The following is a 12936-nucleotide window of genomic DNA, read 5'->3' as shown; positions in this document are numbered from 1 at the left end:
GCATGCTGCGAGTACCGTTGTCCATGCTGTCGCCGCAAGGCCGGCGCGCGCGCCTGACGATCCTCGCCTATCACCGCGTGCTGACGGACCCCGACCCGCTGCGACCGGAAGACCCGGTGGCCGAGACCTTTCGCTGGCAGATGCGCCTGCTGGCGCGGGAGATGAACCCGCTGCCGCTGGACGAGGCCATCGAGCGCCTGCAGGAAGGCCGGCTCCCCGCCCGGGCCGTTGCGGTCACCTTCGACGACGGTTATGCCGACAACGCGGAGGTCGCGTTGCCGATCCTGCGCGAGGAAGGGGTGCCGGCAACGTTCTTTGTCGCCACCGGCTATCTGAATGGCGGCTGCATGTTCAACGACATGCTGATCGAAACGGTTCGCCAGATTCCCTCCATGGCAGTGGACCTGACCCCGGAGGGACTGGGCACGCGTTCATTGGACTCCGTGGCGCAGCGCCGCTCCACGATCCACGCCCTGATCGGGGCCCTCAAGTATCGGCCGCTGACCGAACGCAGCCGTCGCGCCGAGGCGCTGGGTGCGCGTTTCGGCGTCATGCCCCCCGGCGATCTGATGATGACCGATGCCCAGGTTCGTGAGCTGGCCGATGCCGGCATGGGAATCGGCGGGCACACCGTCCTGCACCCGATCCTGGCCGAGACCGATGCCGCGACCGCACAGCAGGAGATCGCGGAGGGCAAGGCCGAACTCGAGGCCCTGGTGGGACGTCCCGTACGGCTGTTTGCCTACCCCAACGGGCGCCCCGGCAAGGACTATGCGCCGGAGCATGTCGAGATGGTGCGTGCCAGTGGGTTCGAGGCTGCGGTATCCACGATGGCGGGTGCCGCTGGCCGCGATACGGATCCGCTGCAGCTGCCGCGCTTTACCCCCTGGGACCGAACGCCTCTGCGCTTTGGCCTGCGGCTGGCGCGCAATCTGGCTTCAGCCCACTGAAGGTGCGAACACGATGACGACCCGCGTCCATTTGACCGTTGATACCGAGTTCAGCATCGCCGGGGCCTTTCGCGAGCCACAAACCCACCAACCGGTCGGGCCGCCGTCGGTCTACTGCCATCGCAACGGGCGTTCCGAAGGTCTTGGCTATCTGCTGGACACCCTCGACCGGAATGCGATTCGCTCCACCTTCTTTGTCGAGACGCTGAACACGACTTACTTCGGCGACGAGCCGATGGGCGAGATCGCCCACGAGATCGCCGGCCGCGGGCACGATATCCAGCTCCATCTGCACCCCTGCTGGACGTACTTCGGACACCCGGACTGGGTTCAGCGGCTGCAAAGCGACCCGCCGAACGACAATGTCACTCGGCGCAGCGTTGACGAACTGGCCGACCTGATCGAACAGGGAAGGGCGACGTTCCGCCGCTGGGGGCTGGATGCCCCCAGCGTGCTGCGTACCGGCGGGCTCAAGGTCGATCTGAAGGTCTACGCCGCCATGCGCCAGGCCGGGCTCCCCCGGGCCTCCAATATCGGGCTCGCGATCTATCCGCCGGCCGAGCCGGAGCTGCAGCTGCGGGGTGGCTGCCATGTGATCGACGGGGTACTCGAGTTCCCGGTGACCACCTACACCGATTTCCGGTGGGGGCCGCGGGCCCATCTGAAGTCGCTCACCATTACCGGCACCTCCTGGCCGGAGATGCGCAGGCTGCTGTTCCAGGCCCGGCGCCAGGGGCTTAGCGATGTGGTCGTGCTCACCCACCCGTTCGAGTTCGTGCGCTATCGGGACGATCAGCCGACACCCGGCATCAATCCGCTGACCCGCCGCCGCCTGGAGCGACTGTGCCGGTTCCTGCGGTCGGAACCAGGATTCAGCCCGGCCTGCATGGCCGACGTGCTGGCCACGCCCGCGCCTCGGGAGGCGACCCCCATGCTCACCGTCCCCGCGGCCCAGGCGGCACTGCGTGCCCTGGAGAACTGGACCAGTCAGCGGGTGTTCTGGGGATGAAAGCCGACCACCCAATGGCCGGACATTCGGTGGCCCGCTATCCGGTCGAGCAGGTCCGTCTCGCCCTGCGCATCGGCGAGATCACGCTGGGCGACGTCTCGCTGCGAATGTCGGTCGACAGCCGCCATTTCCTGCAGCGCCCGGCGGCCCAGGCCCCGTACGCCGGGGATGCACTCGCCGATGGCCACCTGGCCCGCTCGCAGCCCGTCGAGGCGCCCTTGCCACGGCTGTCGTGGGTGGAGGGCTATCTGCGCTACGTCCCCAGCCAGTACATGCGCCACTACATCGATCTCGACATGGGCTGGGAGGAGTATCAGGCGAAGTTCTCCTCCAAGTCGCGCCAGACGATGCGGCGCAAGGTACGCAAGTTCGCCGAAGCCTCCGGGGGCACGATCGACTGGCGTACCTATCGTACGCCGGAGGAGCTCGAGACCTTTCGCAGCCTGGCGCGCGAGGTCTCGCGACTGACCTATCAGGAGCGCCTGCTGAACGCCGGCCTCCCGGATGATGACGCGTTCGCCGAGCGCAGCGCGCGGCTGGCCGCCACCGACCAGGTGCGGGCCTACCTCCTGTTCCTGGACGGCGAGCCGGTGGCCTATCTCTATTGCCCGGCCCGCGACTCGGCCCTGATCTACGCCCACCTGGGCTACCACCCGAAGGTGGCCGCCCTGTCGCCGGGCACGGTACTGCAATGGCTGGTGCTGGAATCCCTGTTCCAGGAGGGCCGGTTTCGCTATTTCGATTTTGCCCCGGGCGACAGCCCGCACAAGGCCCTTTTTGGTTCGGACCACCAGCTCTGTGCGGATGTCTATTACCTGCGGCGTCGCCCGCGCCCGCTCGCCCTGGGTCTTGCCCATACCGCTACCACGCTGGGTTCGGACGCCGTCTCCGCGGCCCTGTCCCGGATCGGTCTCAAGCAATCGCTGAAGCGTTTCCTGCGCCGCGGCGGGGCCAGCAACCCTGTCGGCCATGATCGGGAGGTGATCAAGAAATGATCCTGAAACGCCACCTTCGCAAGGCCTACACCTGCGCCAGGGGCTACTACCTGGCGGTATCGCAATCGACCCCGGACGCCCCGCGCGTCACCACCCGGCTGCACGGCGTACTCAAGGCCCGGTTTCGGCATCGTATCGGGCCGCGCTATTACTCGCTCTACCGTCTGGCCGCGATCGAGCCCTCGCGCTGGAATGACTATGTGATCGACAACAAGGACTACGGGGATAACTTCCGAGCGATCAGCGCGGAACGGTACCGAACCATCATTAACCGCAAGAGCCTGTTTTCTGATCACTGCCAGCGCCATGGGCTGCCCACGCCAGAGCTGCGGGTGATCGTCTCGCCCAGTACGGCATCGCTGGACGGCGATCGTTCAAGCACTCGGCGCCTGGTTGCCCCCAGCGTGCGGCGCTGGCTGGAGTTGATGGGAGATCGTGCGGATGATCTGTTCATCAAGCCTGATGACGGGGCCTATGGAGATGGGGCGTTTTCCGCCAGCCGGCGAGGGAACCGCTGGCACTATCAAGGCCGCACTACGACTGCCAGCGACCTGTTCTATTTCGTGCCAACGAGGGTCAGATGCGTTTTATCGTTCAGTCGCGCATCCAGGCCCATCACGAGCTCAGGGGTTTGATGTCGCCCACCGCCGTGGGTTGTGTGCGGATCGTGACGTACATGCGAGACGGGCTGGCCCACTTGTTCTGTGCGGAGATCAAGCTGACTGCGGGGGACGGGGACACCGATAATTTCGGGTTGGCGGCCAACGGCAATATGGTCTCCGCTGTGGATATGGACAGCGGTCGTTTATCGGTCGGCTATGCCTCGCGCAGTCCCGTCTGGCCGGTCATTCAGCCGGTATCCGAGCATCCGGACACCGGCAGGCGCATCGAGGGTACCCGGTTGCCGCTGTGGGAGGAGGTCAAGTCGCTTGCACTTCAGGCCCAGCGCAGCCTGCCCGAGGTCAAGACGATTGGCTGGGACATCGCGATTACCCCCGAGGGCCCTCTGATTCTCGAGGGCAATACGACCTATGGGCTGGCCAGTCTCCAGATCGCGCACCAGCGCGGGTTCCGGCGGGAGATGGAGCAGATCTTTCAAGGGTAGGCGGGTAAGGTCTGCGCTCGGGCTAGAGCAGAAAAGGGAGCGGATCGCGCATCGCCTGCCACAGGCCGCGCAGGTTGTACGGGGCGATCCCGCGCCACTGGCGGGGCTGCCAGAGCAGGTGTTTCAGCAGGTGGCTGTGCAGGTGGTAGGCGCCGGCCGCGGGGGAGGCGCGTACAAATGAGCCCCCCGCAGCGAGTGCAAAACCCGCCTCGACGAAATTGATCCCGGCCCACAGCGAGGCCTGCAGGGTGTACCAGAAGCGCGGATTGCACTCGAGTACGCGCACGTCCCCGGTCGATTCGTCCACGCGCAGGTCGATATTCGCCACGCCGGTATAGTTCGCCGCCCGGACGATCCGGCGACCGATCTCCAGCAAGTGCTCGTCAGTGAAGAATTCCAGCGAACAGGGATTCCGGCGCGATTGCAGGAGGTGGCAGACCACCTCCCCATCCCGGGCCAGCAGGCTCAGGTCCGCGTCGAATCCGGGTGCGTATTCCTGCACCACCAGCGGGAATTGGGCATGCCGGCCACCTCTCGCCAGGTGGGCCTCGATATCCTCGAGCCGCTTCGCCTGGATGATTCCATGACTGGATTCGCCGTACAGCGGTTTGACCACGAGCGGGAATGTCATCCCGCCATCCTGCAGATGCTTCAGATCATCGGGTCCTTCCAGACGCAACGCCTTTGGGCACGGAATCCCGTGGGTCTCCATGAAACGCTGAAAGGCCCACTTGTCGTCCAGCATGCCCAGCACCTCCAGGCTGCTGGAGGGAAAGGCCGTCACGCCCGGCAGGCGCGGTGCGAGCGCGTGTACTACGCCGGCCCCCAGGATGTCGGCCCCGACCATCCCGTCGATACGGTGTTGTGTGCAGTAGTTGCGCAGGCGGTCGCCAAAGGCTTCCAGGGATTCCGGCTGGATGTCCGGCAGGGGCATGCGCTGGTAGTGATCGCGGTACCGGGAGTGACGGGCGGCCCCCGGGGACTTGAGCTCCAGCAGGTGGATCTCGGTGCCGAGGCACTGCAGGCAGTACAGTACCTTCAGGGCAAGCGGCGAACCGTCGGAGAGCACCGCTACGCGTTGCGGCATGGGGATTTCGGTCATACCGGCAGGCGAAGTTGAATGCGCCGGGAGAACGGGCAGATCTCGATATAGGAGCCGGCGACCCGCCAGCCGGTTTTTTCGCTGACCCGGATCGAGCTCTTGTGGCTGTGCCAGATGCGGCTGTACAGGCGGGTGAAGCCCCGTTGCGACATCAGGTAGGCGGTTTGTCGTTTTAGCAGGGCCGCATACCCCTGCCCGCGATGCTGGGGCAGGGTGTACAGCCCGGTGGATTTCGCCGCCCCCTCGGGCAGTCTCCAGCTGCGCCCCTGGCGCTCGGCCTCGTACCGCGCGCCCCACCAGTACCATTGCACTGCCACGAGCTCGTCGTCGCGAAAAAGACCGAAACCCTGCGCCCCCTCGCCTCCGAACTCCCGACGCTGCAGCATCCCTTCATCCACCACGCCGTCCAGGTCCTCGGGGGCGATCGGCCCGACCCGGATGCCTTCAGGCAGTTCGACCGCGGGCTGCGGGAGGTCGATATAAAAGACCTTCCAATACTGGTAATCGCCCAGCCCCAGGTGCAGGGCCTCCTTTAAAAGGCTGCGCGGACTGTAAACATTGACGGTGGCCACACGCTTCCCCCATTGCAGACTTCGCTGACGCCGCGAATGCCGAGCAAGACCTTCCTGATTTCCGGCGCACGCGGTGCCGCGAGCGTGGTAGCCAGCTTGATTTCAAATCAACTGTCTATGATGGACGGTGTCGGCTGCGCGTCCATGTGTCGCCAGAAAGCGATCCTGAATCATCGTATCCCTAGCATATATCGCGTTGTTGCAACTGTCGGTACGGTTTTTTTGGTACGCGACAGGCCTTTTCGCGCCGTTTTGAACTGCTAATCTGAAACGTCCGGATTCGGGTCTTTGCAGGAGCGACGGGGTTGCTCGATCAGACCTGGAAGACGGGACGTTCTTGCAGCAACAGGTGCGGGTGCGTTCACGCGTTTACTTTTAATCGTGGAGTCCATCGTGGGTAAAGTCTCGGGGTTGTTGGTATCCGCGCTTTATCGCTCTAATCACATTGTGCGGCACTTCTGCCGCTCCGATGTGTGGGGCCAGTTTCAGGCGGCCGCCAACCACTATGGTTCCTCGACACCGGCCATTGCCTGGAAGGCGCTGCGGCTGTACGGGGCCGGTCGATTTCTGCCGGGTGAGTCGTTGTGTCGGGGTTTGCTGGACCCGCGGCTTCCGGTGAACGAACACCTGGCCCACGTCAGCGAAGAACGCCTGCACGGGCTTCAGCATGCGGTGAACTCGCCGCATGCGGCGATGTGTCGCGACAAGCTCATGTTTCACGACTTCTGTCGCAGTCATGACCTCCCTGTGGCCGCCCTGCTCGGGGTGGTTTCGCGTCATGGATCGCGCGACGCCCAGGGAGAGCCGCTCTCCACGCCCGCGCAATGGGAGGCCTTCGTGCGGCGGCTACCCGCATCGTTTCTGGCCAAGCCCAGGCACGGCCGCCAGGGGCGCGGGATTGTCGCGCTGGGGCTGGATGCACGGGAGGGCATCGCCCTGCCCGAGTTCGCGAAGGAGGTCGCTGGTCTGGCCGATGATGGCGAGGATCGCATCCTCGAGCAGCGTCTGCGCAGCCATGACCGCGTCGCCGAACTGACCGGGACCCGCTCCATATCGGCGCTGAGACTGTTCACCCGGGTCAGCCCGGAAGGGGACCCGGAGGTGCTGGACTGTCACTTCCGCCTGATTGTCGGCGATTCGGTTACCGATAACATCAGTGACCCGCGCACCGGCCGTTACACGGCCAACGTGGTGGCCCTGCCGCAGCTCGACGATGGACGGCTGGGCAAGGCCTGGGCGTTCAACGCCAATGGCCTGGGCTATAACTGGGTCACCCACCACCCGACCACGGGCGCCTTGATCGAAGGATTCGAGGTGCCGTTCTGGGCGGAGGCCCTGCAGCTGGTCAAGACGGCGGCAAGGGACCTTCTGCCAATCCGGACGGCCGGCTGGGACGTGGCCCTGACCCCGAACGGTCCGGTCCTGATCGAGGTGAACGAGCGTTTTCAGCACGTCGGGTTCGGTGATGGCATTCAGCGTATCCGGCAGGCCCTGCTGGCGGACAAACGCTATCTGGAAACCGCCGGCCTCTCGTGCCCCCCTTCGTCTTCGCAGCTGCATTAGCCGCCATGCCCTCGCTGTCAGCTCATTACGCGGATCGGCGAAAAGGCCTCCAGGTCCACCGGGGCCCCTCGCGGAGCATACGATGGCGTTCGTAGAGGTTATCGGTCGCCAGTGCCTGGGGCAGGCTTCCCATCATCTGGGGTTCGACTGGGTCGCCGGAGGCCCGACGCTCGTCGCGGGCTGGTCATTCGACGGGGCGAGTCTCTCCGTCTCGGCGGATCGGCTCGGGTTCATCCCGCTGTTCTATGCCCGCGAGGGCCGTCGCCTGATCGTGGCCGACTCCCTGCAGGAGGCCGCGGCGCGCTTGTCGGCGCCCACTTTTGACGACGAGGCCATCGCGGTCTTCATGGCCCTGGGCTATCTGGTGGGTGACCAGACTCCGCTGGCGGGCGTGAAGGTTCTGATGCCAGGAGAGACCCTGCTGTGGCGCGAGGGTGTGCTCTCCGGCGAGCGCCCCGCCACCCCCCTGATGGCCCCTTTTTCCGGAGACCCGCACGAGGCACGGATACGGTTCGCGGAACTCTTTGCGCGGGCCATCGAACGGCGCGCCGCTGGAGGAGTGGGGCGCCTGCCTTTGTCCGGCGGCCGCGACTCGCGCCATATCTGTCTGGAGCTGGCGCAACAGGGCACCCCGCCACCCCGAACCCTGGTCCTGCGGGCGAAGAGGGGGGACGAGAGTGGGGTGGCGTGCACAGTGGCCCGGCACCTGGGCATCGAGTGCCAGGTGATCGACAATCCCCAGGATCGTATCGCCGCGGAGCGACAGAAAAACCGCCTGAACCACTACTCCACCGACGAAAACAGCTGGTACCTCGCGCTGATGCCGCATCTGCAGGGCCCGGTATTCGATGGCCTGGCCGGCGATGTGTTGTGCAACGGTTCCTATTTCGACGCGCGTCTGGCCGAGTGTCTGGATGCCGACGACCTCGCAGGTGCGGTCAGTCGCTTGCTGGCGGCGGGCAGCTATACCGCGTTCCTGAAGCGCCCGTTTCAGGAGCGCTGGGGCATACAGATCGCCCGTGAGGCGATCAACCGCGAGCTGTCCGCGCACGCCGGTGCCCCCGACCCGGTCAAGTCGTTCCTGTTCTGGAACCGGATCCGCCGCGAGATCGCCCTGCTGCCGATCGCCATGGCCGGCCAGCAGCAGGCGGTATGCCTGCCCTATCAGGATCCCGACGTGCTGGCGTTTCTGCTGAGCCTGCCGTGGCAGTCGTTTGCGATGCGCGCGTTCCATGACGAGGTGATCAAGAGTCACTATCCCCACGCCGCGCACATCCCGTACAGCCAGAAGCCCACGGAGCCGCACCCGCGCGCGGAGTGGACGGGTATCAGCCGCAGGGCGGCCCACCTGGCGCGGCCATTGTTCAATGTGTTCACTCGCCCCGAGCGTGTGGTCGGCTACACCCTCGAGGCCCTCCGCACAGGGCGGACCCGTCCGCTCTCGCCGACCTTCGTCAAGGTGATGCCGCTACTCCAGGCGGTGCAGGAGCTGGGCGTCGACCCTCACCGTAACCAGGCGGCCATGCATCCGGCCGTCAAGGTCGCCTGATGCGCCGGCTCGCATTCCGCAGCACCGTCTGGCTGCTGGTCGCCCTGGCGCTGGGATTCGTGGCCAGCCAGGCGGCGGCGAATGACAGCGCACTGGCCCGGCTGGCGGCCGGCCTGCAACCCGGGGAGCTGGCACCGCTCGACGCCGGCCTGCCCGAGGGGTTTCAGCGCTATCACGACTTTCTGCGTGCCTGCTCGATCGATCCGGATACCTGGAATGACAGTGCGCACTGGGATGCCAACCGGCGCCAGGTCTTCATGTATGGCGACCGTGGATCGCGGCCGGTATTCATTGCCTACAGCGAGGACCGGCATGCGTGGCAGCACCTGTCCGCCGAGGGCCCGCCCCCCTTCGCGCATGTCTATGGCGGCGTGGCGCTCGACCCCGAGCGGGGCCATTACTACAAGATCAGTGCCGGCCGTTCGCAGCGCACCCTGCATCGCTATTCCATTGCGGAGGATCGCTGGGAACTCGCCACGCGCAGTTTCCCCGGCCCCGGTGGCGGCTGGGAGCATACCGACCCGATCGAGTGGCACGACGCGCTGGATCAGCTGATCTACCTCCGCGAGGGCCAGGTCTACGGCCTCCGCGAAGGCCGCTGGGTCGAACACGGCCAGGCCGCGGTGGACGGCTATCACTCCTCGGCCCAGTACAACCGCGTGCGCGACGAGATGCTGTTTATTGGTGGCAACAAGTCACGCAACAAGGTCTCCCTGCTAGACGCCAACGGCCACGTGCGTGACCTCGGCGACGCCCCGTTCGTGTTCGGGATCATGAACGAGAGCCTGACCTATGACCCGCAAACGGGGAACTACCTCGTGCTGCGGGCCGGCCGTGTACGCGAGTTGTGGGAGCTCGATCCGGACAGGGACGAATGGCGCAAGGCCGCCGACTGGAGCGGCCAGCGCTGGCCGTTTGATCGCTATGGCGGGATCGTGCCGGTGCCGATTGACGACCACGGGGTGGTCCTGTGGCTCAACCAGGCCGGCCCGCTGCTGCACCGGCATCAGTCCGTGTTCGGTCAGGAGCGGTCGGCGGCCTCCCCGCCAGCATCGGCCGAGCCCCGCGCGGCGTTCCTGCAGGTTTCGGCATCGCAATCCGCGCCCGCGCCGGAGCGGCGTTCAAAGCTGTACGACATCGCCGAGACCCTGGAGCCGGGCGAGTTCCGCCGCGTGGAGACCCGGCTGCCGGACGGCGTTCCGGACATGGCGCGCATGAACAACACCCAGTGGCACGACCCGGAAAAGCGGGGCACGTTCGGGGTCGGCTGGACCGACCGCCACATCTTCGATCCGGAGACCGGACGGCTGTTCAATATCCTGATGCGCGACAATTCCGTCCGCTCGGTGACCTGGCTGGAGCCGGATCTGACCTGGGCCGGCGTCGTGGCCCCGCCGGGGCTCGACTATGACGGCGGCGAACGGCGCCCGTACAACCGCCTGATGGATGGCGGTGATGGCTACCTGTACTTCTCGCCGAGCGAGCCGCGGCGCTCCGATATCGGCCGCCTGGTGCGCGCCCCGTACACCGACCCGACCGCCTGGGAGGAGGTCGGCCTGGGGGCCGGCCAGAGCAATGCGCATGCGGTGGGCGACCACTCCACCGTGTGGCACCCCGACATCGAGAAATTCGTCCTCTACACGCTGGGCTCCGCCAGCTACGACCTTATACCGGGTGACGGCATCGAGGCCCACACGATGGGGCAGGTCCGTGTCTGGGGGCATGGCGACCGGGCATGGACCTATCCCCGCAACCACCCGGACTACCGGGGCCCCGAGGGCCGTACCCAGTCCTCCGGCTATGGCGGGACGACGCTCTACAACCCGATCCGCCGCGAGGTGCTGATCTACGGGGGCATGACCCAGTACGGTGGCAACCACCGCCGCGGCGCCGAGGCCACGGCCACCATCGATCGCGAGGGCCGGTTCCAGCGGCACGGGCCCTCCGGACAGGCCTATGTTGCCGGCGGCAGCCGGCTGACCTATCACCCGAAAACCGGGGATTACATCCTGCTGCAGAACAATGCACGGCAGATGTACATCGGCGACCCGCCGCGCGGGAAACCCTGGCGGCTCATGTACAACTGGCAGCAGGTGGACTTTGCCGAGCGTCCGTTTGACCGCTACGAGAACTGGCATCGCGTCACCCCGCTGCCCGGGACGGATGTGCTGATCTGGTCCGACCTGCGGCGCGGGATCATCCTGCAGCGCCTGCCCGCGGGCGACTAGGATTCAGTCGCCCCAGCCAAGCGTCAGCCGGTGGGCATAGGGGCCTGGGGGCAGGGGCTTCGGCGGCAGTGCGCAGCCCCGCCCGGGGATGGTCGAGGGCAGGGGGACCTGAACGATCGAGCGTCCGGAGACCGGAAAGAGCACTTCGGTCCACTGGCCGGTCACCGGATCCTGCTGCTGGAACCGTCGCACAGTCGGGCTGTTGTCGACCACCAGTGCATGGCCGCCCGGGTTCAGGTAGTCGACCGGTGCCGCGCCCCGACATTCCAGCGCGACCTCCTGGCGCAGTGTGGGTCCGGCAGGGTCCAGCCAGAACGTAATGCGGCCGAACAGGGCGGACGAGCGTGGGCGCCGCAAGGCATCCCCGCGCCCGATGGTCCCGCCGAACCAGCGCCAGTCCAGTGCCGCCAGGCCACGCCTCCAGAGGGTGCGGGTCGCTGCCCGCAGCAGGGGCACCGCGTGGCCATCTTCCAGGCGTACCCGTACGGCGGCCCCCAGCGTATCCACCGTCACCGAGCGAAAATCGGCCAGGGCCCAGAGCTGGTCGCCGATCCGAAACAAAGGGACCCAGCCGGCCAGGGCCGGGTGGCGCAGCAGCGCTTCGGCCTCGACCCGTACCGCCGGCGGGCACAGGATCCGGTCGCGGTGGCGAATGTGAAAGGGCTGCCCACCGGCATAACGCAGCTCGGCCACGTCGCGGCTGAACGCCTGTGGTGCCTGCCCGCGGGTGCTGATCAGCGCACACAGGTCCGGCCCGGCCCGGGCGCACAGCACGCCCGCCTGAAGGTCCTGCTGGCAGGCTTCGGTTCGTCCCCCTGCCCACTGAAGGCCCTCGACGATGTCGGGCGTGCCCTCGCGACGCCTTCGGTCACTGGCCCATGCCAGGATCGCGGCGGCCCAGGCGTTGTAGACCGACAGGTGCATGTAGTCGTCCCATCCCGCGGGACGGTTCCCGGGGGTGGGCACGGAGGCACGATCCGCGGGTGTCAGATCCAGCAGGCCGTCGGTTCTGCGTTGCCGTTCCCATCGCCTCAGCACACCACCCAGCATCTGCCCGGCCGGGGCGTCCGTCTGCTGAGTCCCGGCCAGCCCGAGTAGATCCAGGCTGCCCACCAGGCAGGCGTCGCCGAACAGCGAATGGGTGCTGCGGCCAAGGCCCCCCGCGTACTCCCCGCCGTCCCAGGTCAGCGCGACCCAGCCGTAGAGGCGCTGCGTGAGCGTTGCCAGCGCGGGTGTCGGCGTGTAACACAGCGCAATCGAGGCGATCAGCAAGGCCTTGTGGTGGTACGCCATCGGGGTGGCCACGCCGCGTGGCCCCGGGCGGGCCGGATAGTCGATAAAACCGCCGCTGGCGGTCGTCCAGCGCTCCAGCAATGCGGCCAGCCGGGCCGCCGCATGGTTGCGTGGGCGGCCGGGCCGGGCCTCGATCAGACGGCAAAGCTGGGCCAGCAGGGTCCAGTTGTTCGACGGATAGCGTCGACTCGGATGGCACCGTTGCAGCGCCTCGTCGAGCATCGTTTCCAGTGCGGGCGTGACTGGTTGTATCCCCGCGATCACCCGTTCCCGCAACAGTAGCAGCAACAGGCGGTTAAACGGTGCGTGCCCGGCACGGCGGCCACAGCGCGCGAGCCAGGCCCGCAACGGCCAGTCCCACTGTTCGATTTCGGGGCCACCCTGCAGGTACAGCGCCAGCGTCGCGCTGGTCTGCCCGTAATGGTCCGCGGGGCTCGGCGCCTGCTCGACGGGATCCCAGAGTCCGGTGTCCGGTCGCACATGGGCCGCGACCGCCTGTGCGAGGCGCTCGGCCCACGGCTGGAGCGTGGAGGTTCCCAAGGTGACGACCTTACCCATGAGCGTGCGGTC

General features: G+C 66.8%; 9 protein-coding genes and 1 pseudogene. 7 read left to right on the top strand and 3 right to left on the bottom strand.

All coding sequences use genetic code 11. The features are described 5' to 3' along the window. The first annotated feature begins 2 nt into the window (after positions 1-2). From TK90_RS12760 to TK90_RS12745, 4 genes and pseudogenes are all read left to right on the top strand, one after another. Positions 3-950, top strand: a complete 948-nt coding sequence (locus TK90_RS12760; protein WP_026148119.1) for a polysaccharide deacetylase family protein — start codon at positions 3-5, stop codon at positions 948-950. A 13-nt stretch (positions 951-963) separates the two neighbouring features. Then, the gene (locus TK90_RS12755) at positions 964-1959 is read left to right on the top strand and encodes a polysaccharide deacetylase family protein (protein WP_012983901.1); all 996 of its coding nucleotides are present in this window, start codon (positions 964-966) and stop codon (positions 1957-1959) included. Then, on the top strand, positions 1956-2954 hold the full coding sequence (locus TK90_RS12750; protein WP_012983900.1) for a GNAT family N-acetyltransferase: 999 nt from the start codon (positions 1956-1958) through the stop codon (positions 2952-2954). Before TK90_RS12755 ends, TK90_RS12750 begins: the two co-directional genes overlap by 4 nt. Further along, positions 2951-4059: pseudogene (locus tag TK90_RS12745) on the top strand (sugar-transfer associated ATP-grasp domain-containing protein). The gene TK90_RS12750 and the pseudogene TK90_RS12745 overlap by 4 nt, the downstream one beginning before the upstream one ends. Positions 4060-4081: 22 nt before the next feature. Here TK90_RS12745 and TK90_RS12740 read toward each other — a convergent pair. After that, positions 4082-5146, bottom strand: a complete 1065-nt coding sequence (locus TK90_RS12740) for an ATP-grasp domain-containing protein (RefSeq protein ID WP_041444290.1) — start codon at positions 5144-5146, stop codon at positions 4082-4084. Positions 5147-5157: 11 nt separating this feature from the next. Beyond that, on the bottom strand, positions 5158-5733 hold the full coding sequence (locus TK90_RS12735; RefSeq protein WP_012983897.1) for a GNAT family N-acetyltransferase: 576 nt from the start codon (positions 5731-5733) through the stop codon (positions 5158-5160). A 447-nt stretch (positions 5734-6180) separates the two neighbouring features. On the opposite strand from TK90_RS12735, the gene TK90_RS12730 reads away from it, so the two are divergent. From TK90_RS12730 to TK90_RS12720, 3 genes are all read left to right on the top strand, one after another. After that, on the top strand, positions 6181-7296 hold the full coding sequence (locus TK90_RS12730) for a sugar-transfer associated ATP-grasp domain-containing protein (RefSeq protein WP_210399570.1): 1116 nt from the start codon (positions 6181-6183) through the stop codon (positions 7294-7296). Positions 7297-7378: 82 nt separating this feature from the next. Further along, complete coding sequence (locus tag TK90_RS12725; protein WP_012983895.1) at positions 7379-8845, top strand: hypothetical protein; 1467 nt, start codon at positions 7379-7381, stop codon at positions 8843-8845. Beyond that, the gene (locus TK90_RS12720) at positions 8845-11073 is read left to right on the top strand and encodes a hypothetical protein (protein ID WP_012983894.1); all 2229 of its coding nucleotides are present in this window, start codon (positions 8845-8847) and stop codon (positions 11071-11073) included. Before TK90_RS12725 ends, TK90_RS12720 begins: the two co-directional genes overlap by 1 nt. 3 nt (positions 11074-11076) lie before the next feature. Here the strand turns inward: TK90_RS12720 and TK90_RS12715 are convergent, their stop codons facing one another. Next, on the bottom strand, positions 11077-12924 hold the full coding sequence (locus TK90_RS12715; RefSeq protein ID WP_012983893.1) for a hypothetical protein: 1848 nt from the start codon (positions 12922-12924) through the stop codon (positions 11077-11079). Positions 12925-12936 lie beyond the last annotated feature (12 nt).

Source organism: Thioalkalivibrio sp. K90mix (assembly GCF_000025545.1).
In the GTDB taxonomy this organism is placed as follows: domain Bacteria; phylum Pseudomonadota; class Gammaproteobacteria; order Ectothiorhodospirales; family Ectothiorhodospiraceae; genus Thioalkalivibrio.
This window is presented reverse-complemented; position numbering and strand designations above follow the sequence as displayed.

What these genes read in the sequence shown, in the direction of transcription:
- TK90_RS12750 (WP_012983900.1), top strand. Translation starts at nt 1,956, where the DNA reads ATGAAAGCCGACCACCCAATGGCCGGACATTCGGTGGCCCGCTATCCG.
- TK90_RS12740 (WP_041444290.1), bottom strand. Translation starts at nt 5,146, where the DNA reads ATGCCGCAACGCGTAGCGGTGCTCTCCGACGGTTCGCCGCTTGCCCTG.
- TK90_RS12720 (WP_012983894.1), top strand. Translation starts at nt 8,845, where the DNA reads ATGCGCCGGCTCGCATTCCGCAGCACCGTCTGGCTGCTGGTCGCCCTG.
- TK90_RS12725 (WP_012983895.1), top strand. Translation starts at nt 7,379, where the DNA reads ATGGCGTTCGTAGAGGTTATCGGTCGCCAGTGCCTGGGGCAGGCTTCC.
- TK90_RS12760 (WP_026148119.1), top strand. Translation starts at nt 3, where the DNA reads ATGCTGCGAGTACCGTTGTCCATGCTGTCGCCGCAAGGCCGGCGCGCG.
- TK90_RS12755 (WP_012983901.1), top strand. Translation starts at nt 964, where the DNA reads ATGACGACCCGCGTCCATTTGACCGTTGATACCGAGTTCAGCATCGCC.
- TK90_RS12715 (WP_012983893.1), bottom strand. Translation starts at nt 12,924, where the DNA reads ATGGGTAAGGTCGTCACCTTGGGAACCTCCACGCTCCAGCCGTGGGCC.